The sequence below is a fragment of the Bacillus sp. JKS001846 genome (assembly GCF_900176455.1).
GTDB classification, from domain to species: Bacteria; Bacillota; Bacilli; order Bacillales; family Bacillaceae_G; genus Bacillus_A; species Bacillus_A cereus.
In genome coordinates, this window is sequence record NZ_FWYG01000001.1 from 5,088,226 (window position 1) to 5,113,367 (window position 25,142).

The following is a 25,142-nucleotide window of genomic DNA, read 5'->3' on the forward strand; positions in this document are numbered from 1 at the left end:
CCCCTTCTTATTTATCAGATGGATAAGAAGTAATAATCTTAAACCCTAATTCCCCTGACTTATCTCTTGCTAAAACAGTAACAGTTTTTACTAACTTGTCTTTTACACTCATATTTTTCTTTATTACCGTTTTTCCAACAGGGAATGAATGAGTTGTATTTAATACGAGACGAGCCTCTTTAGAATTTTTTAACCAATCTTGAATTTCCTTGTCATGTTGCTTCAAGCTATCTTTTACAGCTTTCGTCGCTGTTTCTTTATCATAGTATGTACTTGCGGCTGACACTTTATCTGTCTTCAAGCGATTCTTCAAATCCTCTTCTGACTTGCCTACATGTCTTTCAATCGTATGACCATTTTTAGGTGGTCCTTCCATTTCATCTAAAATATTATCACTAATTTTTTCTACCGATGCAGCTTGATTCCCTGTCTGTTTCTCTGATTTTTGTTCTTTTCCTGCACATCCACTTAAGATCAGCATTAATGCCAATAAACTACTGAAGAAAAGACTACTTATTCGTTTCATCATATCACCTCTTCCATGATTATTATCGCAACTTCACTAAAAGTCAATTTCACAACGAAAAAATCTATCATTTTTCATTTTTTTCATCTGTTTTTCCATATTTACCGCGCAATTTCATCAACCCTCTATTTTTCGCCTTTTATAATATATACCCCCTATATTTTATAATTATTTCCCAGATAAAATCGCCAATAACATAACTATAAAACTCTTTTATACAAAGGTTTTTATAGTGTTTTTAAAAATAATTTAAAATACCCCTATTTTTATATACATAATACCTGTATAAGGTATAAACACCATTCTTATCAACGTTTTTCTACATTATGTAAATTTACCCTTGCCTATACAAACGAAATGTGGTGTAATGCAAAAAAAGATAAAGGATTTTAAACAATGGCTGAAACGATTCAAAATTTCTTAACAGAATACTATTCAATCGCAATTCCACTTAGTATCTTAATTAACATCATCATTAGTCTTTTAGGTGTTATTCCTAGCATCTTTTTAACCGCCATTAACATACAGCTCTTCGGTGTAACCAATGGCACAATCATTTCGATCGCAGGTGAGGCCTTAGGGGCTATTATCTCGTTTTATATTTATCGCATGGGCCTTCAAAAGTTCACTCACGATAAAGTCAATAAGTACCCAAAGGTAGAGCGTCTTCTTTATGTAGAAGGTAGAGAGGCCTTTCTACTCGTTCTATCGTTTCGATTGATACCTTTCATCCCATCAAGTATCGTTACTTTATTTGCAGCTCTAGGGAAAATGTCATTACTCTCCTTCAGTATTGCCAGTACAATAGGTAAAATACCGGCCTTATTGATTGAAGTATATTCGGCATACCAAGTCATGAACGGAACAAATGAAGCGAAGTGGGTTGTAACAATCGCAGGCGTTATTGGATTGTTTTATTTGTGGAAAAAATGGAGAAAAAAATAAAGAAGGAGCATAGGCTCCTTCTTTATTTTTGAGGTATTTTATTAATAGCTATCCGTTAAGTCCTTAGTTAATACCAACAGCACTAAATGATTGCTTAACTGCTGCTACTTCAGCAGAATTTGCACCATATAAGTCTGCTGCAGCTTGTACTGCACCAGCACGAGCTTGACTAAATGTAGTAGATTGCGTGAAATACTGTGTATTTGCACGGTAGTAAATCGCACCTAATTTATCTTTGCCGATACCATTTACAGTTACACCGTAATGCGTACCGCCATTTGCTAATAAATAAGCTTGTTTATTAATAATGCCGCTGTTTGTATGAACGCCACCGTTATCACTTGAACCAGTGTAACGCTTAGAATAATGGTCTGGATCACCATACTTCGTAGGATCACTCATAGAGCGAAGCGCGTCTCCTGCTTTACCAGGTGTGTAAATATCTTCACCAATCTCCCAATCCGGGTTACGGTTATCATAGAATTCTACTAAAGTACCAAAGATATCAGAAATCGCTTCATTTAAAGCCCCTGATTCATTTTGATAAATTAGATTTGAACTATTTTCCGTAACAGCATGCGTTAACTCGTGACCAATTACATCAATTCCACCAGATAATGAAGTAAATGTTACACCATCACCATCTCCGTATACCATCTGTGATCCGTTCCAGAATGCATTGTTATAATTACTTCCGTAATGAACTGTTGATTTTAACGGCGCTCCTGCATCATTAATTGAATTACGATTAAATGTATTCTTATAGTAATCATACGTGATACCCGCATAGTAATGAGCATCTACCGCTGCTGCATCATACGCTGCATTGAAAACATTATCTGCATCTGCCCATAATGTTCCTGGTAATGTTGAACGGTTTTTCGCATCATATGTGAAAATCGTTGCCCCGCGTGTATTATCTTGTAAGTAGTAAGATGATCCAGATAACGTTGTATTAAGCGACTTCGTATCTCCTAGTACACCTTTACCAGTTCCTACTTTATTCGTTCCTGTTACAGGCTTTACAACAGCTTTCGCATCCTGTTTAGGAGCCTCTTGCTTAACTGGTGACTTATCATCATTCGTCACATGATCAATTGTATTAAACTTATTTAATACTTTACCGCTGTCTGCCTCAATGAAATAGTAGTAGTTTCCTGGGCTTGGATCTAAGAAGTTTAGATTTACAACATATGCATATGTTGTTTCCTCACCGTTTTGATATACATATAAGTCCGCTTTTGGTTCTACTTCATATTTCGGTGTTACCCCTAAATCTTGCTGCGCGATTTCAATTGCTTTTGCGCCTTCAATCTTATTTTTATTTTTCAACTTTTCCTTTTTGTCTAAATCAGGTGCAACTGTTCCAGACAATACTTTTAAAGAACCGTCCTTACTTACGTGAGCTACTTGAGTAGAACCCCATACAGGCACTCCTTCGTAAACTTGTTGCATACGTACTACTGTTGAATCAGTTACAGCATCTTTCTTCACTTGTTTCACTTTGAAAGAATCTTGTGCACTCTTTTCCCCTAGCTTGTAATCACCTTTTGCTGCGTTTAAGTAATCAAACACAACAGATTCTGCTTTCTTGCCAGTTGCTTCAGTTAGATCACCAGAAATAAACTCAGGTGACTGCACCGTCTCATTGTACTTCTTAGTAGAGAGCACATTTTTAGAATCCGCAAACGCAGAGCCTGTCCCTCCAAACGTTGTAACTGCCATTCCTGTCGCTAACACTAATGCTAAACTCTTCTTTTTCATATAACCTTCCCCCTAATAAAAAATTTTTTGAAAAAGAGTAGTTTCATATTAGCATTATGTTTCCACTATTAATATACTAAAAATTCAATTAATTTATTTCTCAAGTTTTGTAGAATTTTGAGGAACAAATATTGAAAAACCCCTTTCCTGTTGGAAAGGGGTTTCTGTTAAGAATTTATTAATTCTACTACTTTTTCTCCTTGACCATAAATATCCGATGTCCAAGCATATTGCGGTTCCAATACCACTAATACAGCTACCAAAGCCAAAGCACCAATAATTATTTTTTTCATATTATTTTCCTCCCTTTTCTTCTAATAAATTAATTGCTAATTTATAGTAGTTATTACTTTCCTTAAATTCTAGTAATTCCTCGTGATATCCTGCTAGTTCTAAATACACCATTTTTAATTCCTTTTTATTTTCTTCGCCTCTAAAAAATGGGATTGCCTCAACTTCTAAAAATCTTTTATAAACATCTTTCGTTTCAAAGTATTTATTCTTAAGCATTGAAAGTATATATAGCATACTTTTATACTTTTCATCCCTCTTGGCAACATCTATCCCTTTATTAATCCAATCTTTCGCTTCTTCAAATTCTTTTAATTCAATACACTGCAAAGCGATCTCATACACTGCATCAATATAATTTAAATCCTCTTCCTTTTTGTACTTTAGGCATTGTAAATAATAATCTTTTGCTTTTGCATAATCTTTTAAGTTATAGTACAAAAAGCCTAAATTATTTAAAGCAATAGCTGTTATACTTTCTTTATCAGCAAAAGAATTTGCTTCCCTCAAAATATTATTATAAATAGATAGTGCTTCATTATATTGCTTTTTTTGTATATAACTCAACGCAATAAGTAACTGGCAATTTATCACATAACGGAATTTATATTCATTCTTAAATCCTTCCATTGCTACATTAGCAAAATGTAAAGTCATATGTTCAACTTCTAATTCATTATAAACAAGAGCTAAATTGAAATATATTCCATTCTCATGATAACCTTGTTCCTTTGCCATTACTTCTGTTCGAGTCAAATACTCCAATGCCTTCTTATATCTATGTTGTAAAAAATAATATAACCCTTTGCTATACGTATATAATAATTTTTGGAATGGTGAATACTTTTTGTACATCTTCTTTAAGCTCTCTAACTCTTTTTCGACAGCAGGAAAATCCCTTTTCATAATTAAATAACGTGTATACAGCAGTTTATAATAATTTATAATTTCAAAATCCAACACATGCTTCATTTCACCTTGCAACTCTTCATATATACGTTCTACTTGTTGCTTGTCCAAATGAACTAGTGCATTCAACCATTCATCCAGCTTCCCCTTCACATCTTCTTCTACATCCCTCAAATCCGTCACAGCAATTTCTAATCTTGCGCAGAGCAATTGTAGAATTTCTTCTGATGCTTCGATCTTTCCATTTTCGATCTTACTTAAGTATGAGACAGAACAAATGCCCTGACATAATTCTTCTTGTGTCATTTTTTGCTGAAGCCGTTTGTAAAAGACTTGTTTGCCTATTTTTTCTAATGTTTGTTGCATTGTCCTCCTCCATTCTCATTACCCCATTACTCTAATAATACATAAAATTCGGAGAAATATAAATTGATAAATATAAATTTTCTAAAAAATATGCATAATTTCATTTTTTTCTCTCTTGACTTCACATCAATATCTCTTCTTTGCTACCAATGGTGAAAAATTGGTATACTATAACCAAATTATGGAGGTGTTCTCGCGATGACTCATTATAAAGACGATAGTTATGCCTTACATACAGACCTATATCAAATCAACATGGCTTATACATATTGGAAAGATGGTATTCATAATCGCCGTTCTGTTTTTGATTTATATTTTCGAAAGCTTCCATTTGAGAACGGTTACGCTGTTTTTGCTGGCCTTGAGAAAATTGTAGAGTACATTGAAAATTTCAGTTTTACTGAAAGCGATATCGCTTATTTAGCAGAATTACAATTTGAAGAAGAATTCCTTCATTATTTACAAAATATGAAATTCACTGGGACGATTCGTAGTATGCAAGAAGGTGAAGTTGTATTTAATAACGAGCCTTTATTACGTGTTGATGCACCACTTGGTGAAGCACAAATTATTGAGACTGCCCTCTTAAATATTGTGAATTACCAAACATTAATTGCAACAAAAGCAGCACGTATGAAACATGCTGCAAGTAATGATGAGCTTTTAGAGTTCGGCACAAGACGTGCCCATGAGTTCGATGCTGCCCTTTGGGGGACGCGTGCTGCCTTTATTGGTGGTTTCTCCTCTACAAGCAACGTTCGTGCTGGGAAACGCTTTGGGATCCCTGTAGCTGGCACACACGCTCACTCTTTCGTTCAAGCATATCGCGATGAATACGTCGCGTTTAAAAAATACGCTGAAACTCATAAAAAGTGCGTCTTTCTCGTTGATACATATGACACATTGAAATCTGGTGTTCCAAATGCAATTCGTGTTGCAAAAGAATTTGGGGATCGTATTGATTTCTATGGCATACGTCTTGATAGTGGTGATATGGCTTATTTATCGAAAAAGGCACGAAAACTACTAGATGAAGCAGGGTTTACAAATACAAAAATTATCGCTTCTAGCGATTTAGATGAATACACAATTATGCACCTTAAATCTCAAGGAGCAAAAATTGACGTATGGGGCGTTGGGACGAAATTAATTACGTCCTTTGAGCAACCTGCATTGGGGGCTGTTTACAAACTAGTTGCGATTGAAGATACTGACGGAAAATTAAATGATACGATTAAAATTTCATCTAACCCTGAAAAAATTACCACTCCAGGACTGAAACGAATTTATCGTATTATCAATCGGGTTAACGATCATGCAGAAGGCGATTATATTGCGTTAGATTCTGAAGAACCTGAAAAAGAAGAGCGCTTAAAAATGTTCCATCCAGTTCACACATATATAAGTAAATTCGTAACAAACTTTGAAGCCCGTGAACTGCATAAAGACATTTTCGTTAACGGTGAAAGAACATATGAACTACCAAGTATATTAGATATTCAAAAATATAATGAACAGAGCCTCTCTCTATTTTGGGAAGAATATATGCGAACTTTAAATCCTGAAGAATACCCTGTCGATTTAAGCCAAGAGTGCTGGGATCATAAAATGAATTACATTCAAACAGTTCGAGAACAAGTTGAAAAAGACATACAAAAGTAAACAGAGAAGTTTCCCCTTCTCTGTTTTTTCAATACTATATGGATATTTGTAAAAAATATACTAAAATAATAAGACGAATGTATTTTATTTGTAAATTTTAATATTTCACTATTTGAAAGTAAAATAATATTTGGTATTATTTTATTGAGTCAATTTCAACAAAATCACCAATAAAAAAGAGGACGCGGGTTGGTCATCTCCCTGTCAAGTAGACAGAAATAAAAAGAGTATTATGCCACGGCCTTTTCCCGATATTCTATCGGGGAAAGGCCGTGAAGTTTTTCTTGGAATCTTTCTGTATTATAAAATTGAATATATTCTTGAATTGCTCGGTAGGCCATTTCATATGTTTTTGGGCACACTAAATACAACTTCTCTGTTTTTAAATGTGAGAAGAATGATTCGATACACGCATTATCAAAACAGTTTCCACGTCTAGAATGACTACCGACAAATCCTAATTTCTCTAACTGTTTTGCGTAGGATTTAGATGTATATTGAAACCCTTGATCTGAATGGAAAAGGGGCTTAGTAGTTAATGACTTCCCTTCTAATTGACGTAATGTAGTTAAAACCAAATCTAAATCATTTCTTGAAGATAGCTTCCAGGCAACAATTTCATTGTTGTATAAATCTAACACAGCCGACAAATAGGCAAATTGTTCTCCGATTCGTACATAAGTAATATCTGTTACGAATTTTTGATTTTGCTTTTCAGCTTGAAACTCTCGATTCAAATGATTTTTAAATACCACAGATGTTTTTCTTCCATAAAACGGACGTTTTTTTCGAATGATAGATTGAATACCCAGCTCTCTCATAAGACGACGAACACGTTTATGATTCATTACCATTCCTTCTCGAGCCAAAGCACGAGTCATACGTTTATACCCATAGTAAGGGTGCTGACGATGAATAGATAAAATATGTTCTTTATGCCACATATCCCTTTTCTGACGTAAACGCTGCACGTTATGATATTTCCGCCATTTATAGTAGCCAGCCTTAGAAACTTCCGCGATTTGAAGCAACCATCGGAGTGGATAGGCTTGGCGTAATGAATCGATAAGAGAAAATCGTTCTTTCTTTAGGACCATTCCTTCCCGTGTAGATTTGGATTGCGCTTTTTTAAATACTCAACCTGTGCCTTCAAATAAGCATTTTCTTCTTCTAGACTATTAAAATTCTTTCGATTCCAGACACCACGTTGATCATCAAAGGACTCCCCTTGTTGCGCACGTTTTACCCACTCAATAATCTGGGCATCGCTCTTCACACCGAGTTGTTCACGAATTTCTCGCAATGATTTTCTCTCTTCTAATCGAAGACGAACTGCTTCTCGCTTTAGTTCTTCTGTATATTTTTGAAATGATTGTCCTTTTCTTGCCATAAAAAAATCCCCTCCAGATAAAACAGTATTGAGTCCATCATATCAGATGGACTCTTTTTTTACTGTCTACCTATAGGGGATAATACCAGGTCGCGTCCTCTTTTTTATAAATCTTTCACTCGTAATACACGCATTGCATTTAACACTGCAAGTAGTGTCACACCAACATCTGAGAAAACAGCTTCCCACATTGTTGCAATACCAAAGGCACCAAGTAATAAAACGATTCCTTTTACACCTAAAGCAAAGATGATATTTTGCCACACTATACTTCTTGTGCGTTTTGCAATTTTTACAGCTGTCGCAATTTTTGAAGGCTCATCAGTCATAATAACGATGTCTGCCGCTTCAATTGCTGCATCTGACCCTAAACCACCCATCGCAATACCAACGTCTGCACGGGCTAATACTGGTGTATCGTTAATACCGTCACCAACGAAGGCAATTTTTTCTTTTCCTTGCTTCGCTGCATCAATTTTTTCAATCTCTTCTACTTTTTGTTGCGGTAGTAATTCCGCATGAACTTCATCTAAGCCTAATTCTTTACCGACAGCTTCACCAACTGGTTTTGCATCACCAGTTAACATTACTGTCTTTTTAATACCTAGTTCTTTTAACTTTTGAATCGCTTGTTTCGAATCCTCTTTTACCTCATCAGAGATAACAATATAACCTGCATATCTTCCATCTACAGCAACGTGAACTAATGTACCTACTGTTTCTGGTTGCTTAAATTCAATATTTTCTTTTCTCATTAATTTTGCATTACCTGCAAAAATTTCTTTTCCTTGTACTTTTACGACTGTACCGTGACCAGAAATTTCGTTATAATCATCGATTATTTTTTCATCAATTGATTTTCCATATGCCTTTCGAATAGATTGGGCAATTGGATGGTTAGAATATACTTCAGCAAATGCCGCATACTCTAATAACTCTTCACTTGTAGTACCTTCGCTCGGTTCCATTTTTGTAACTTTGAAAACACCTTTTGTTAATGTTCCTGTTTTGTCAAAAACAATATATTTTACATCATTTAAAGCTTCTAAATAGTTACTACCTTTTACTAACACACCACTTTTAGATGCACCGCCAATACCTCCAAAGAATCCAAGAGGAATGGATACAACTAACGCACATGGACAAGAGATTACTAAGAACACTAAAGCTCTATAAATCCACTCAGAGAATGTAGCTCCTTCTAAAATAAGTGGTGGAATAAACGCCATGATCGCCGCTGTAATAACTACAACTGGAGTGTAGTAACGTGCAAACTTCGTAATAAAGTTTTCCGTTGGTGCTTTTTTACTGCTTGCATTTTGAACTAAATCTAAAATTTTCGATACAGTGGATTCACCGAATTCTTTTGTAACTTCAATTGTCAACACACCATTTTGGTTCACAAAGCCACTTAATACATCATTTCCAACTTCTACTTCACGTGGTACAGATTCACCTGTTAATGCTGAAGTATCTACCATTGATGTTCCTTCAATTACTTTTCCGTCTAACGGCACTTTCTCACCTGGCTTAACGATAATATAATCGCCAATTTGTACATCTTCTGGTGATACTTGCTTCGTTTCATTTCCAACCTTTACATTCGCATAATCAGGACGAATATCCATTAATGAAGTAATTGATTTTCGGGAGCGGTTTACCGCAATACTTTGGAATAGTTCTCCTACTTGATAAAATAGCATTACTGCTACAGCTTCAGAATATTGTTGAATTGCAAAAGCTCCTACAGTTGCAATTGCCATTAAGAAGTTTTCATCAAATACTTGGCCACGAGTTATGTTTCTTATCGCTCTCCAAACGATATCTCCACCTATTAATAAATAAGCAAGGACGAATAACGGAATTGTTACCATTTGTGGTAAGCCCGCTAATGCAGCAATTGCTGTCAAAATTCCGCCGACCACTAATCTCCCTACCATCTTTTTCACATTTGCTTCACCATGATCGTGACTATGTCCGTGGTCATGACCGTTCTTCTCTTCACGAACAACTTTCACATCTGGTTCTAACTTTTGAACGACATTTGTTATATTTGCTACAGTCGCTTCTAGTTCTCTTTTATTCGCAACTTCTACTCGTAATTTCTTCGATACGAAATCAACAGTTGCTTCTGAGACAGCTGGCATTTCCTTCACTTTATTTTCAATTTTCATTGCACAGTTCGCGCAATCTAAACCTTCTAATATAAATACTTCTTTAGCAATTTTATTTTTTTGTTCTTCTTGAACTTTAATATGCGGTTCTAATTTTGTAACGAGTTGTTTTGCTTCCGTAACAACTTCGTTTTCTTTATTTTGTGCTGTTTCTAAGATCATTGTCTTTGTTGCGAAGTTTACAGAACAAGAATTTACTCCTTCTATATTCCCAACACCTTTTTCAATTTTCATTGCACAGTTCGCACAATCTAAACCTTCTAACATCAGTTTCTTTTTCACCAATGCTTCAGCCATCGTTCTCCCTCCTCGCGTTCTTTTATTCTTCTTCGTTTACGTGTTCAAACGCTTGCTCGAAGATATGAATTACGTGCTGGTCAGCTAACGAATAATAAACAACCTTTCCTTCTTTACGATTCTTCACAAGTTTCGCTTGCTTTAACACACGAAGCTGATGCGAAATAGATGATTGTGTCATTCCTAATAAATAAGCTAAATCACAAACGCACATTTCAGCTTCAAATAGCGCATGTAATATTCTCGTACGTGTACGGTCACCTAATACTTTAAATAGTTCTGCTACTTTACTTAAACTTTCATCAGTTGGAATTGTTTGTTTTACTTGCTCTACAACTTCTTCATGAATTATCGTTTGAGAACATGTCTCTTGTGGTGTTTCTACTTTATTTCCAGCCATTATAGCTCACCTCTTTAATTGAACATATGAACAATCATTCATATATCTTATACTCTTATTATATGAGCGCCCACTCATATGTGTCAATGAAATCTGAATTTTTTTTATGAACATTCCGTTCACATTTTAATAAGTCGTATACATATTTTCCGCACTCTCTATATTCTCATACAAAAAAGGATGCACAATTCGCACACCCCTTTTTACTTACTTTTCATTTTTCACCGCATCCACAATTAAAGAAACAAATCCTAAATGATTATCCCGATTTCTATGGTCAAAACGTTTCGAACGATAAATAAATCCATCTTTCTCATTCCAATCATTATAGTGAAACTTACCATTCTCATCACAGTATTCTAAGAGCCTTACTTGAAAACCTGCTGATTCAAACATGGACGTGATTGTTTTATAGCTATGAACAATTTTATGACTTGCTGCAGGATGATCTAATGGACCAGGTCCACCTACTTGTACCCCTTGCTGATATTCTTCATCTGGAAAAAATGCATCTGGTACTGCACAACGAATATATCCATTCTCCATTAAAAACTCATAACAAATTTTTGCAGCTTCAATTCCTTCTTCATATGATAAATGCTCCCATACATGTTCTGCCAAAATTACTGATAAAGAATTAGGTTGAAATTTATCAAGCCAAGTTTCTCTCCGTAATAAATTTAATTCTTCTTCATTCGTATGTAACCAACCAGGGTTATTATTATAACCCTCTGCGCCAACAACAACTTTTGCTTCTTCCATTTCGCTCCCACCCTTTTTTCATATTCCGACAGAAAAATTCGACAAAATAATATACATTCCCTTTATTTCAACAAAAGAAAAAGCCTTGCGCGCTCCCTAGACGCACAAGGCTTACTGTGTTTATATCCCTTTAATTAGCTTGTTCTAAATTATCCTGCGAACTTCCATCGTCTTTTAAATGACTATGTTTTTTCGAATAAACAAAGTATACAACTACTCCGATTGCTAACCAAGCACCGAAGTACATCCATGTTTTTAATGGTAGGTTTACCATTAAGAATAGACAACATGCAATTGAAATAATCGGCAAGATCGGTACAAGTGGTACCATAAATCCACGTTGTAATTTTGGATGTGTTTTACGAAGAATAATAACTGACACACCAACCATCGCAAATGTTAACAACGCTCCAATATTCGCTAAATTCGACAATTCTTTCAAATCGATAAATCCAGCAATTAAAGCACTACCAATTCCTGTTAACCAAACTGTAAATGTTGGTGCTTCTGTCTTTTTATTAATTTTCGCGAAAGATTCTGGCAATAAACCGTCACGGCTCATAGCGAAGAATACACGTGTCGTTGCATAAATGTAAGCAAAAATTACTGCCATAATACCAATTACAGCTCCAATTGCGATTATACCAGCTACTTTATCTTGTCCTACAACTTCTAACACATACGCCATCGCTTCCGGTACATCTAGCTCTTTATATGAAACCATACCCGTCATAACGAGACAAACTACAACATAAATGATTGTACAAATGACTAACGAAGCGATAATACCAATCGGTAGATCACGTTGCGGATTTTTTACTTCTTCAGCAGAAGTTGCTAATGCATCAAATCCTAAGAAAGCAAAGAATACTGCTGCTCCCCCCGCGAAAACTCCACTTAAACCATACGGTGCAAATGGTATCCAGTTTTCTGGTTTCACGTAGAATACACCAACTGCAATGAATAAAACAACGATACCAATTTTAATTAATACCATTATGTTATTCACTCGTTTACTTTCTTTCGTACCTCTTGATAATAACCAAGTTATAACTAATGTAACGATAACTGCTGGTAAATTCACTATACCACCTTGAGACGGAATCGTTAGCAGTGCTTTTGGAATTTCAAGCCCTAATCCACTCACTAAGTTATGGAAGTAACCAGTCCATCCGCCAGCTACTGCGGCAGTCGTTACAACATATACGGATAGTAATGTCCATCCCATTAAATGAGCTACAAACTCACCAATTGTTGCATATGAGTATGTGTACACACTACCTGAAACAGGAAGTGTAGAAGCAACCTCTGCGTAACATAATGCTGCAAATCCACAAACGATGGCTGCAATCATGAATGAAAAAATAACTGCTGGACCAGCATCTCTTGCTGCTACTAATCCAGTTAATACTAGAACTCCTGTACCAATTATCGCACCAATCCCTAGCATTGTTAGGTCAAATGCCCCTAGCGTTTTCGTCAAAGTTTTACTTTTACTTTCCCCTAACAATTGCGTAACGGATTTCTTTTTAAATAGGTTGGCCACGATGTATGCCCCCTTTTGCCAAGAAGAGCTAAGAGATCTTCACTCTTAGCTCTTATCATGTTGTTTTATATATTGTTCGATTTTGTTTTGTATAATGCTTCTATTAGCAAGATACTGTTTCTGCTTCTAATAATTCTTTAGCACCTTTGTACTCTACACCGTGAGCTTCTGCAACTGCTTCGAATGTTACATAGCCATCTAATGTGTTAATACCTTTTAGTAATGCAGTGTTACCTAGGCAAGCTTCTTTGTAGCCTTTGTTAGCAATTTGTACTGCATATGGTACTGTTACGTTTGTTAATGCAAGAGTTGATGTACGTGGAACCGCACCTGGCATGTTTGCAACTGCATAATGAACAACGCCGTGTTTTTCATAAGTTGGGTTATCATGAGTTGTAATACGATCAGTTGTTTCGAAAATACCACCTTGGTCAATCGCGATATCTACAACAACAGAACCTGGTTCCATTGATTTAATCATTTCTTCTGTTACAAGTTTTGGAGCTTTTGCACCTGGGATTAATACTGCACCGATTACAAGATCAGACTCTTTAACAGCTTCTGCAATATTGTAAGGATTAGACATTAAAGTTTTTACTTGGTTTCCGAAAATGTCATCTAATTGACGAAGACGTTCTGCACTTAAGTCGATGATTGTTACATCCGCACCTAGTCCAACTGCAATTTTAGCAGCATTTGTACCAGCTTGTCCACCACCGATGATTGTTACTTTACCACGTTTAACCCCTGGAACACCTGCAAGTAAGATACCTTTACCGCCTTTGTTTTTCTCAAGGAATTGTGCACCAATTTGTGCAGCCATACGACCAGCTACTTCACTCATAGGTGCAAGTAATGGTAATGAACGGTTTTCTAATTGTACTGTTTCATATGCGATAGAAACAACTTTTTTCTCGATTAAAGCTTTTGTTAATTCTGGCTCTGGAGCTAAGTGTAAGTATGTGAATAAGATTAAGCCTTCACTGAAGTGTTTGTATTCGCTTTCAATTGGTTCCTTAACTTTCATAACCATTTCCATGTTCCAAGCTTCTTCAGCTGTATCAACAATTTTTGCTCCCGCTTCCACATACTGAGCGTCTGTGAAACCAGACCCTAAACCTGCACCCTTTTGAATGAATACTTCGTGATTGTTACGAATTAAATGTACAACACCTGCTGGTGTCATTGCCACACGGTTTTCGTTGTTTTTAATTTCTGCTGGTACCCCAATACGCATAATGAAATGCCCCCTTATAATTAACAGAAAAAAGAGATTCTTTTTTCTTTTTGTAATAATTAATAACTTATGTCCTTATTCTAGCATAACTTAAAAGTTATGAAAACGCTAACATACCATTTTCCTAAAGTTTATATATTTAGAATAGTGTAAATATATAAAACATTGATTCTATTAGGGGTTTCGTGTCATTTCATTATCTTTCACTCTATTTTTATTATACTGCTTCAAAATAAACAGCAATCATTTATTATTTGACAATAATGTAACAATGTAAGAAACCTAAGTGATAACGTATACATATACAGTTATTACTTTACTCAATACTTTAGAGATATATTCTTTTCACAAAAAAACAGCTGCTAGCATTTAGCCAGCAGCTGGGTAACTTATAAATAACTTAGAAAATAAATCATCTGTCGTTTCAGTAATTTTATCAAACAGATCACTTTCTTCCGCTTCTTGCTCTTTTAACATCTTAATTGTTTCACGTGCATCTTCAGGGTAATCGGTTATGATACCATCTACGTTCAACTTATAATATGCCTTTAAATTTTCCATATCATTTACTGTCCATACGTAAATTGGTTTGTTTAACTTCCTTGCTTCTTTTACTAATTTCTTATTTAACATATATTCTTCTGCTACGTAAAAGTCAGCCTTCACATTCTTTAAGTTAGCTCTACTTGCATACAATATATACCCTACTTTTATATCTGGATTTGCACGCTTAAACTCTTTAATAAGTGGATAGTGTAACGTTTGAATTACACATTGCTTCTCAAATTCATTATCTTTAATCGTTTTTAAGACTTTGTTTACAAAATCTTTTTCGCCCCCATGAAGCTTCACTTCTATATTAAGTTTGATTTTGCCATTTGCTAGCTTAATGATTTCATCAAGTGTACTTATTTGTCCTGAAAGTCCATCTTGACTAAGGGTAAGTTGCCTTAACTCCGCCATCGTTAAATCTGACACATGCACATTGGCATTTGCGAGACGTTTCAGCTTCAAATCATGTATAACCGCTAGTTCACCGTCTTTCGTTTGTAATACATCTATTTCAGCGTAGTCTGCTTTTGCATCAATCGCACCTTGCACAGCTTCTTTCGTATTTTCTACGCCTTTTGATATATACCCGCGGTGCGCCATAATAATCGGTTCTTTATACGAATTTGAAATAAACGTTACAATGAAGGCAACGACCATTCCGGCAGTAATAATTCCTACAATGTATACGCCAATGAATTTCCAACGATGTTTTTGGAAAAAACATTTATCTGCTTTCGTTTTCGAATAATCTAATCCTTCTTCTAATAAAACATCCTCAACCGGTACCTTTTGTAAGTATAATCGCGTAATCGCCATAATATAAAATGGCGTCACGATAAAGCTGAATAAATACAATGTGCTCGTTAAAAATACAGAAATCGTTGATTCAGCTAATAATGCAAATGTTCCTTTCGGGTTTGTAAATTCATAAACACCCCATAGGCACAATAAATATATTCCCAAAAACACGACATATACAATTCCAATTGAAATAAAAAACCCTACTAAAAAGAATAGTACTTTAAAAAAGCTTTCCTTTACTAAAGTTGCACTTTTACGTGCTGCCACGCGAAATGGTTTTTGCTCTAAAACAACAATAGGTAGAACGAAAATCCATCGAAGATTCAAATACGCGACTACAGCAAAGAACGTGTAATAACCAACTTGTCCCATCGTTGTCTTAAACAGTTCTCCTGTAATAAAGTTAGGAATTTGAATTTGCGGGATTAATGCCGTTTCATATCCCATATTTAAAAGAGGCAACAATACGACAGCATATAAAATAAATCCTGGTAAGCAATATGTAAAAAGAGTAGGTAAATACGTTACCGTTTTATATAAAATCGGACGTAATTTCACCTTCTGTCTTTTATGAGCGAAATACGAAATAATAATAAGCACCGCAAATTCTGTAAAGATAAGAAACAGTGCTAACAATGATAAAATTACGATTGCTAAGATCCCATAAGGCGTCTTTAAAAACGCTAATAATTCATCATTTGTCGCATTTGCATAACCACCAAAATACAATAACTTATTAAAAATGATTCCAAATAGTGGAACAAACACAATCGCTGCTAATAATTTATAAGCAAGTTGAAAAGTTAATACATTCCAAAAAGCAAATTTAACTGTTTGAAAGGAATGTCCTATTACTCCTGGTATAGATAGTTTTTTACGGTGTTGCATATATTCCTCCACATTCTAAAACGATATTTGAGATGGATTCCATATTTCCAGTTCTAATCCATCTTTTTAATAATAATAATAATATATTCCGCTTAACATGAACACTCTTATACATATAATGAAAAAAGTGATGGCTACTTCCCATCACTTTTTCATTTATTCTATTTTTTCTCTAGCCCTTGTCCAAATGCTTTCAAGAAGCTAAAACCGAATGTAATAGCTCTATTGATATCTGGATCTTTTAATACTTTAAAGAAATCCATCACTTTTGTTTTTTTACCACTATTTAATTCATCTGTTGCAAATTGCAATCCTGTAACTAAACTGGACGTAATTTGCTTCGTTATTTCTGGGTCAACTGAAGATAACGCTTCTCCTGCCCCCATCATATTGTTGAGTGCATTTTTAACTGGTTCACGATTTAATTGCTCCACAGCGATTTTTGAAACATCTTCCTTCGCAGCAAGTAAACTAATCGCTGCATCTAATATACCAGCCTTCTGCAACTGTGCTAAAAGCTGCATCGTTTCTTCTACTGCTTCACGATTATTAGATAGCTCATTTAGAAGTTCATCTGCTAATTGCTGTTTCTGTTCTTCCTCTGTTACAACTTTCTTTTTAATTATAGTAATTTCTTTCGCCACTATCTCCGCCCCCTAGTCCACAAGTGATACGTATTGTTTTCTTTGCCATTTTTGCTGGATTTCAACACCATTTTGCGGATTACGCTTTTTATCTCTCGGGTTTGAAGATGGTAACGGACGATTCCCTTTTTCACGTAGTACACGCATCTTTACCATCGTTTGTTTGTACGCTGGTGTACACGTATAAAGATCTGTCGCCGTTCCAGTTAAAATATTGATTGCCTCTTCATTTACCGTTGCATGCATCGGTAAATATAGCTCTTTCCCCGTTACACGATCTGTAACAAGTGCCTGTACTTTAATTTTCCCAAATGGTGATGCTAATTCTACAAGACCACCATCTTTCACATTGCGCTCTAGGGCAAGTTCAGGCGAGATTTCAACGAACACTTCAGATACTTTAGATAAAATACCAGCCGATTTATTCGTCATATTCCCTTCATGGAAATGTTCTAACATACGACCATTATTTAAAAGTAAATCATACTCATCTGGTGCTACAACTGGTGGTACCCATTCATCTAATGATAGACGAGCTAGTTTATCTGGGAAGTTAAATCCGTCCACATATAATAGCGGTGTATCGCTACCATCATGGCTACCCCAACATAAACTATTCCATCCTTCTAAACGATCGTATGTTGCCTGAGAATATAAAGGTGCAAGCGATGCAATTTCATCCATGATTTCACTTGGACTTTCATAATTCCAGTCCCCGCCAAGTGCACGAGCTACTTTTTGTAAAATCCACCAGTCTGGCTTTGAATCACCAAGCGGCTTCAATACTTCATATAATCTTTGAATACGGCGCTCTGTATTCGTAAATGTTCCCTCTTTTTCTAAGCTTGGTGCTGCCGGTAAAATAACATCAGCAAAACGAGCTGTTTTCGATAAGAACATATCTTGAACAACAAGGAAATCTAAATTCGCTAAAATATGTTGTACATGGTTGGCATTCGAATCTACTAAAGCCATTTCTTCACCCATAACATACATACCACGCAGTTTTCCTTCATCTGCCGCAAGTAACATTGCAATATTATTTAAACCTGGTGCTTTCGGAATTGTAGTACCGTATGCTTTTTCAAATTTCGCACGGAGCGCATCATCTGAAACCGCTTGGTAACCTGGAAGCCAGTTTGGTAATGTTGCCATATCACAAGCGCCTTGTACGTTATTATGTCCGCGTAATGGATATGCTCCTGCACCAGGACGACGATAGTTACCCGTAACAAGCAATAGATTTGAAATTGCTGCTGAAGTTGTACTTCCTCCAGTATTTTGAGTTACACCCATTCCCCAAAGTACACAAGTACCATCTGCTTCATATACCATACGAGCCATTTCTTTCAGATTTTCTTTCGAAATCCCCGTAATTTCTTCTGTATAATCAAGCGTATACTTTTCTACCATTTTGCTATATTCATCAAAATTCTTCACATTTTCAGCTATGAACTTTTTATCGTGCCAATCTTGATCAATAATATATTTCGTAATACCAGCGAGCCATACGTAATCAGTTCCTTGGCGCGGATGAATGAATAAATCCGCACGCTCTGCCATTTCATGTTTACGAAGGTCTGCCACAATTAATTTTTGGTCATGTAATTTATGAGCACGTTTTACACGCGTTGCAAGTACAGGATGTCCTTCTGTTGGATTTGCTCCAACGATAATGACAAGGCCTGCTTCCGCAATATCTTTCACTGTTCCAGCGTCCCCGCCCATACCGACAGTTTTAAATAAACCGTCTGTTGCTGGAGATTGACAATAACGGGAACAATTGTCTACATTATTCGTTCCATATATTTGACGGGCTAGTTTTTGCATAAGATAATTTTCTTCATTCGTTACTTTCGAAGAAGAAATAAATCCAAATGCATCACTTCCATATTCTGATTTAATATGCTGCATATTGGATGCAACAACTTCCAGAGCCTCTTCCCATGAAGCTTCAACAAACGTATCTCCTTGGCGAATTAATGGCTTTGTAATACGATCTTCACTGTTTACAAAATCCCATCCAAATTTGCCTTTTACACATGTGGAAATACCGTTAACCGGCGCATCTGAAACAGGCTGCACTTTCAAAATGTGGCGGTCTTTCGTCCATACTTCAAATGAACAACCTACACCACAAAATGTACAAACTGTTTTTGTTTTATTCACTTTCGTCTTACGCATCGCAGCCTCTACTTCTGAAACTGCTAAAATACTACTATATCCCGGCTCTACATCCTTTACAAAATCAATCATCGGATCTAACACATCCGGTTTCAATCCTGTCATGAATCCAGCTTCACCCAGCATTGTTTTTTCCATTAACGCATTACATGGACATACTGTTACACACTGCCCACAACTTACACAAGATGAGTCATTTATACTTACACCATTGTCCCATATAACACGTGGACGGTCTAAGCTCCAATCAATCGATATAGTTTCATTCACTTGTAAGTTTTGACATACTTCTACACACTGCCCACAAGCAATACATTGATTTGGATCATATCGATAAAATGGATGTGACATATCCACTTCACACGCACTTACTTTTGGCTCATACGGATATTTCTGTTCCTCAATTCCCATCATATGTACTGTATTATGGACTTTACAGTTACCATTATTGTTATCACAAACGGTACAATACAATAGATGATTCTCTAATATTCGATCCATTGCCTCAGTCTGTGCCTCTTTTGCACGCTGGGACTGTCTTTCGATATGCATACCGTTCTCTAATTTCGTTGAACAAGCACGCAATAACTTTCCATTTACTTCTACAATACACGTATCACAAGTTTGAATTGGATCTACTTCTGGTACATGACAAATTTGAGGATGTTCCAAATTACTCTCGTTAAATAATTGTAGTATCGTCTTTTCACCTGATGCAGAAAATTCTTTACCATCGACGGTTACACGGACTGTCTGTTCTGCCATAGTTTCCCCTCTCCTTACAACCAACTGTACAACACAATTATGAATCCGTTTTCAAAATCGCATTACTGTACATATTTTTGAAACGCTCTACCCAAATACTTTCTTATGAAGTCGATTCTAGATGTTATAAGGTATAACTACGAAAGCTTGAAAATATCACTATTCTACAGTTCTATTATATCGTACATATACAATAATAACCAAAATAATCTGTGATCTTCTTGTTAATAGGTGTTTTTATTTTTTCCATTGTTTTATGATAAATGTGGGAGAGAAATATATATAAAAGGGGAATTAAATATGGGGCCTACGCAAGAGACTTATACAATTGTACGTTATCAATCTGGTACATTTTCAAAACAACTTGATGAGATTGTTACAGAATCTCCTATTACTATTAAATTGAATGGTGAAGAATATGTAACAGTCGTATGCACACCAAATTATATTGAAGATATGGTAATTGGTTTTTTAATTTCTGAGGGGATTATTTCTTCCTATAAAGATGTTGAAGAACTATGGGTTCAAAAAGATAACGGAATTGTCCATGTAAAATCATCAAAAGTGAATCCGCTCTATCAAACTTTATATAATAAACGATACATCACTTCTTGCTGCGGAAAAGGTAGACAAGGTTTTATTTTCGTAAACGACGCAGCAAAAGCAAAAGACTTACATGATATACATGTAAAAATTACTCCTGAAGAATGCTTTCATTTAATGAATACCTTGCAACAATCTTCTACTACATTTCGCCAAACTGGCGGTGTTCACAATACCGCGCTATGTGATCGAAACAATATCCTCCTATCAAGAATGGATATTGGAAGACATAATGCATTAGATAAAATATATGGTTATTGTTTGCGTAACGATATATCCATTAAAGGAAAAATCATTGCATTTAGCGGGCGCATTTCATCCGAAATTTTACTCAAAGTTTCAAAAATCGGATGTGAAATTGTTCTATCTAAATCGGCCCCAACAAAACTAGCATTGCAGCTGGCTCACGATTTAGGTATTACAGTTGTAGGATTTATTAGAAATGACTCTTGTAATATTTATACACATCCACATCGAATTGATGGTTATCAATCGAATAACTAAAATAACTCCTCAATCGAGGAGTTATTTTAGTTATAAAAATGTAATATATTAAAGACTTGAATAGTTAATAAAGTTAATATATAATTTTATTACATATTAAAAAACAAAACATTGTAGCATATATCTTTTCATTCTTTTACAAATTAAAAGAGACTGCTAACAAAACGCATACAAAATTTTATAAAAGTAATGAATTTATTTTATTTGAAATCGACCAAGGAGGTTACACCTATGGAAATTCGCTTATTAACGACAGAGGACGCAGAAATATATTTAAAAGTTTGTATGGAAGGTTTAACGAAGAACCCGGAAGCTTTTAGCTCTTCTTATGAAGATGTTCTGAAACATGAAAATCCTGTGGCTGCTATGGCTAAACGATTAAGCAATCCGGATAAGTATACTCTAGGTGTCTTCAAAGATAATGATTTAATTGGTATCGCTACTTTAGAAACAAAACCATTTATTAAACAAGAACATAAAGCAAAAATCGGTTCCGTTTTTGTTTCTCCAAAAGCGCGTGGCCTTGGAGCAGGACGAGCTCTAATTAAAGCAATTATTGAAAATGCCGATAAATTACATGTAGAACAACTTATGCTCGATGTTGTAGTTGGTAACGATGCAGCCAAAAAATTATATGAGTCATTAGGTTTCCAAACTTACGGCGTACAAGAGCGTTCATTAAAACATAACGGTCAATATTGGGACGAGGAACATATGGTTCTGTTCTTAAATGATTAATACTTCAATATAAAGTGAAACTTTACTCAGTGGGTGATTTTTCCATCCTCCACTGAGTATTAGCTGAATCAATCGGGCTTTTACGGGCAGTTATCGCCCACCTAACTCCCTCGCATTCGCTGAATTTTAAGATGGGAGTTACTGCCCACAAATAGCGGGGTAGTTTTCCAAAAACATCTTTCTTAATAAGAAAGATGTTTTTTTGCATTACAACAATGTAATCTTCATGTCACCTTTATCGATCGTACCAATCCTTACCATTTATTATACTAAAAATATAAAGTGAAACTTTACTCAGTGGGGAACTACATCCCACGCTGATCGCATGTACTTGATATGTAGAGGAGAATGTGACATGAAACAAAACAAACGAGCTATGCTTTTAATATTTACTACAGCAATTGTAACTTCTGGGTTAGCAATTTTACCTTGGTTTATTATATAGAAAGATCCCCCTAACAATGAAAAAAGCTTATTGCTTCTTAAGAAGCAATAAGCTTTTTTCATATTATAAAATCCCCAAAATTTTATTTACACAACTTATAATAATAACCATAGATACGGCAACGCACATGACAACCGTATTACGATCTTGCTTTTCTTTTTTTGAAATTTCTTCTTTTGGATTCATGTGTATGATCTCCTTTTAAAAAAAGTGTGAGATAGGAAATTTTTCTTATCCGATGCGAGGTGAATACGAAAACCCTCTCTATCTCACATACACAATAGAATGGAATTGTCATTTTATAAATAAAATGACATGACGTTATGTCGCAACATAGGGTATTTTGTGTCGCTACGTTTTTTATTATAAAAAATAGTTGTGCAAAACTAGTGCATTTTTTATGTCAATTACTCCGAGCGAAAAAATCATCCCTCCATTCAATCACATAAAAAGAGTTTTTTATTATTTTCATGTAAACTATACAAGTAGAATGAACAGTTTGGGGTGCACAAGATTATGGTAAAAATTTTATTAGTAGACGATGAAGAACGTATGTTACGATTATTAGATCTATTCTTAAGCCCTCGCGGCTATTTTTGTATGAAAGCTACCTCTGGCCTTGAAGCACTAAAATTAATCGAACAAAAAGAATTCGATATTATTTTATTAGATGTTATGATGCCGAATATGGATGGATGGGATACTTGCTATCAAATTCGTCAAATTTCTAACGTTCCTATCATTATGTTAACAGCTCGCAACCAAAACTACGATATGGTGAAAGGCCTCACGATGGGCGCAGATGATTATATTACAAAACCATTTGATGAGCATGTATTAGTCGCACGAATCGAGGCTATATTACGCCGTACAAAAAAAGATGGCTTTGTTAGTTTCAATGGTATTGAGTGGGATAAAACGAAACATACCGTCACAGTGTACGATGAAAAAATCTCGCTAACTCCTATCGAATTTTCGTTACTCGGACTATTTTTGCAAAATACAAACCGTGCTTATAGCCGAGATGATTTAATCGAAAAAATTTGGGGCTATGAAACAGATATCGAATATAGAACAATTGATTCACACATTCGTAATATCCGTGATAAACTACGCAAAAAAGGATTTCCGATTGAAGATTACCTAGAAACGGTCTATAAAGTCGGATATAAATGGAAAAGTGAATAATTACTTCGGTCAGTGGGAAATCGTATACCACTGACTCTTTATTATGAATAAGGTATGGTGAGAAAATGAGTAAACTTTCCCTTAAAATTGGGACATACTTTTTAATATTAGCTTTATGTATTGAAACAATTGCTTTCGTATCTTTTTATAAAAGCCTTTCAACAATGCGTGTGAAAGAAGAAACCGATGCTCTATTAGAGAAAGGTAATCGGTATCGTGATAAGATTGTAAACCGTGCAAGATGGAATGATCATTCTAAACAACAGCAATACACAGAACGTCCTAAACACCCTCGGTATCAGGATTTCACTATCGAGCATGCGGCTGAAGATTTAATCGGTTCCGAATTAATTGCTAATACTGATATCACAATCATTATAACTGACAATAACGGCAAAATTATTTCTAACTCAGAACCCATAACGAAAGAAATGCAAAAACAACTTATTTGTAAAACAAAATCTATTCCAAAAAGCGGGTTAATTGTAGAAAGAAACTGGAAAAAATCAAAATTCATCTCAACAGTAAGTCCACTTGAAATTCAAGGATTTCAAGGTAATTTACATATGTTATTAAAAACATCTTTCTTAGAAAAGATGTTACTTAAACTCCTGCATCAATTTCTTATCATTAGTATTTTGACGATTATTTTAACAACTATTTCTGTCTTTGTTTTTTCTAAATTTATTACAGATCCTCTTATAAAAATGAAGAGAGCGACAGAAAAAATGTCAAAATTAAACAAGCCAATTCAATTAGGTATTAAACGAAATGATGAACTCGGAAGTTTAGCAAAAACAATTGAAGATTTATCGAGTGAGCTTACGTATATGAAAAAAGAGCGCAATGAATTTCTCGCTAGTGTCGCTCATGAACTATTAACTCCATTGACCTATATGAAAGGTTATGCAAAGGTAGCAAAGAGAGACTCTTTAACAAAAGAGGAGCGAGAAGAATACTTACAAATCATTGAGGATGAAACGGATAGTGTAACCGATCTCGTCCAAGATTTATTTATGCTTGTACAATTAGAACAACACCAATTTGTTATAAAAAAACAAAAAGTGCTTCTTCAGCCATTTTTAGAACGAATGGTTGAAAAGACAAAAACAACATTAACGAATAAGCAAATGCAACTTCATGTATATTGCAAAGATGATTTAGAAGTTTGTATAGACGAAAGACGTATGGAACAAGTTATGTTAAATTTATTACACAACGCTTATCAACATTCGCCAGAAAACACATCCATTACGATACGTGTACTCATGGAAACAGATTCTTTTACAATAAGTGTACAAGATGAAGGTGAAGGTATTCCTGAAGAAGATATCCCGCATATTTTTGACCGTTTTTATCGTGTTGATAAATCCAGAACACGAGCTACAGGCGGAAAAGGCATCGGGCTAGCTGTTGCAAAGGAAATTGTAGAATTGCATAACGGTTCTATTCTAGTAACAAGCCAATTAGGAGCGGGAACAAACTTTATAATCGAGCTACCTTTTGAATAATATGCGTGTGAAAACACCAGTAGTAGTAAACACTACTGGTGTTATTTTGT

The 25,142-nt window shown here is 35.2% G+C and carries 20 protein-coding genes; 6 read left to right on the top strand and 14 right to left on the bottom strand.

What is annotated here, in order from left to right:
• Positions 1-7: 7 nt before the first annotated feature.
• Positions 8-526 (bottom strand): RNase A-like domain-containing lipoprotein, encoded by a 519-nt coding sequence (locus B9A45_RS27270; protein WP_000822692.1) that lies wholly within the window; start codon positions 524-526, stop codon positions 8-10.
• 396 nt (positions 527-922) lie between these two features.
• Here B9A45_RS27270 and B9A45_RS27275 point away from each other — a divergent pair, with 396 nt between their 5' ends.
• Positions 923-1,471 (top strand): TVP38/TMEM64 family protein, encoded by a 549-nt coding sequence (locus B9A45_RS27275; RefSeq protein WP_000852235.1) that lies wholly within the window; start codon positions 923-925, stop codon positions 1,469-1,471.
• A gap of 63 nt (positions 1,472-1,534) precedes the next feature.
• Here the strand turns inward: B9A45_RS27275 and B9A45_RS27280 are convergent, their stop codons facing one another.
• From B9A45_RS27280 to B9A45_RS27285, 3 genes are all read right to left on the bottom strand, one after another.
• The gene (locus B9A45_RS27280; protein WP_000730368.1) at positions 1,535-3,235 is read right to left on the bottom strand and encodes a M4 family metallopeptidase; all 1,701 of its coding nucleotides are present in this window, start codon (positions 3,233-3,235) and stop codon (positions 1,535-1,537) included.
• 167 nt (positions 3,236-3,402) lie between these two features.
• On the bottom strand, positions 3,403-3,528 hold the full coding sequence (locus tag B9A45_RS31885) for an NprX family peptide pheromone (RefSeq protein ID WP_000720172.1): 126 nt from the start codon (positions 3,526-3,528) through the stop codon (positions 3,403-3,405).
• A 1-nt stretch (position 3,529) separates the two neighbouring features.
• A complete protein-coding gene (locus B9A45_RS27285) occupies positions 3,530-4,801 on the bottom strand; it encodes a helix-turn-helix domain-containing protein (RefSeq protein WP_001187937.1) in 1,272 nt (423 codons plus the stop codon).
• A 198-nt stretch (positions 4,802-4,999) separates the two neighbouring features.
• Between B9A45_RS27285 and B9A45_RS27290 the strand changes: the two genes are divergently transcribed.
• The gene (locus B9A45_RS27290) at positions 5,000-6,463 is read left to right on the top strand and encodes a nicotinate phosphoribosyltransferase (protein ID WP_016112134.1); all 1,464 of its coding nucleotides are present in this window, start codon (positions 5,000-5,002) and stop codon (positions 6,461-6,463) included.
• Between the two features lie 230 nt (positions 6,464-6,693).
• Here B9A45_RS27290 and B9A45_RS27295 read toward each other — a convergent pair.
• The 9 genes from B9A45_RS27295 to fdhF all read right to left on the bottom strand — a co-directional run bounded on the left by B9A45_RS27295 (position 6,694) and on the right by fdhF (position 20,103).
• A protein-coding gene (locus tag B9A45_RS27295) for an IS3-like element ISBth8 family transposase (protein WP_087874946.1) occupies positions 6,694-7,853 on the bottom strand; the annotation gives its coding sequence in 2 pieces (ribosomal slippage) (positions 6,694-7,595 and positions 7,595-7,853; 1,161 coding nt in all).
• Positions 7,854-7,957: 104 nt separating this feature from the next.
• A complete protein-coding gene (locus B9A45_RS27300) occupies positions 7,958-10,324 on the bottom strand; it encodes a heavy metal translocating P-type ATPase (protein ID WP_084065510.1) in 2,367 nt (788 codons plus the stop codon).
• Between the two features lie 22 nt (positions 10,325-10,346).
• Positions 10,347-10,724, bottom strand: a complete 378-nt coding sequence (locus B9A45_RS27305) for an ArsR/SmtB family transcription factor (protein WP_000918378.1) — start codon at positions 10,722-10,724, stop codon at positions 10,347-10,349.
• A 207-nt stretch (positions 10,725-10,931) separates the two neighbouring features.
• Positions 10,932-11,486 (bottom strand): class I SAM-dependent methyltransferase, encoded by a 555-nt coding sequence (locus B9A45_RS27310; RefSeq protein WP_000390572.1) that lies wholly within the window; start codon positions 11,484-11,486, stop codon positions 10,932-10,934.
• A 130-nt stretch (positions 11,487-11,616) separates the two neighbouring features.
• Positions 11,617-13,032, bottom strand: a complete 1,416-nt coding sequence (locus tag B9A45_RS27315; protein WP_001284887.1) for an amino acid permease — start codon at positions 13,030-13,032, stop codon at positions 11,617-11,619.
• 103 nt (positions 13,033-13,135) lie between these two features.
• Positions 13,136-14,269 carry an alanine dehydrogenase gene (gene ald / locus B9A45_RS27320; protein WP_001219744.1) on the bottom strand — a complete coding sequence of 378 codons (1,134 nt, stop codon included), beginning with the start codon at positions 14,267-14,269 and terminating at the stop codon, positions 13,136-13,138.
• 369 nt (positions 14,270-14,638) lie between these two features.
• Complete coding sequence (locus B9A45_RS27325; RefSeq protein ID WP_001164700.1) at positions 14,639-16,510, bottom strand: glycerophosphodiester phosphodiesterase; 1,872 nt, start codon at positions 16,508-16,510, stop codon at positions 14,639-14,641.
• A 161-nt stretch (positions 16,511-16,671) separates the two neighbouring features.
• Positions 16,672-17,154 (bottom strand): helical membrane plugin domain-containing protein, encoded by a 483-nt coding sequence (locus B9A45_RS27330; RefSeq protein ID WP_001040507.1) that lies wholly within the window; start codon positions 17,152-17,154, stop codon positions 16,672-16,674.
• Between the two features lie 12 nt (positions 17,155-17,166).
• Positions 17,167-20,103 (bottom strand): formate dehydrogenase subunit alpha, encoded by a 2,937-nt coding sequence (gene fdhF / locus B9A45_RS27335; RefSeq protein ID WP_084065511.1) that lies wholly within the window; start codon positions 20,101-20,103, stop codon positions 17,167-17,169.
• A gap of 300 nt (positions 20,104-20,403) precedes the next feature.
• Here fdhF and fdhD point away from each other — a divergent pair, with 300 nt between their 5' ends.
• Both fdhD and B9A45_RS27345 read left to right on the top strand, forming a co-directional pair.
• On the top strand, positions 20,404-21,210 hold the full coding sequence (gene fdhD / locus B9A45_RS27340; RefSeq protein ID WP_084065512.1) for a formate dehydrogenase accessory sulfurtransferase FdhD: 807 nt from the start codon (positions 20,404-20,406) through the stop codon (positions 21,208-21,210).
• A 231-nt stretch (positions 21,211-21,441) separates the two neighbouring features.
• Positions 21,442-21,948, top strand: a complete 507-nt coding sequence (locus B9A45_RS27345) for a GNAT family N-acetyltransferase (protein ID WP_000405883.1) — start codon at positions 21,442-21,444, stop codon at positions 21,946-21,948.
• A gap of 508 nt (positions 21,949-22,456) precedes the next feature.
• Here the strand turns inward: B9A45_RS27345 and B9A45_RS32950 are convergent.
• The gene (locus B9A45_RS32950) at positions 22,457-22,579 is read right to left on the bottom strand and encodes a hypothetical protein (RefSeq protein ID WP_001068392.1); all 123 of its coding nucleotides are present in this window, start codon (positions 22,577-22,579) and stop codon (positions 22,457-22,459) included.
• Positions 22,580-22,909: 330 nt separating this feature from the next.
• On the opposite strand from B9A45_RS32950, the gene B9A45_RS27360 reads away from it, so the two are divergent.
• Together B9A45_RS27360 and B9A45_RS27365 are read left to right on the top strand one after the other, a co-directional pair.
• The gene (locus B9A45_RS27360; RefSeq protein ID WP_000238956.1) at positions 22,910-23,581 is read left to right on the top strand and encodes a response regulator transcription factor; all 672 of its coding nucleotides are present in this window, start codon (positions 22,910-22,912) and stop codon (positions 23,579-23,581) included.
• A gap of 65 nt (positions 23,582-23,646) precedes the next feature.
• Positions 23,647-25,092, top strand: a complete 1,446-nt coding sequence (locus B9A45_RS27365) for a HAMP domain-containing sensor histidine kinase (protein ID WP_084065513.1) — start codon at positions 23,647-23,649, stop codon at positions 25,090-25,092.
• Positions 25,093-25,142 lie beyond the last annotated feature (50 nt).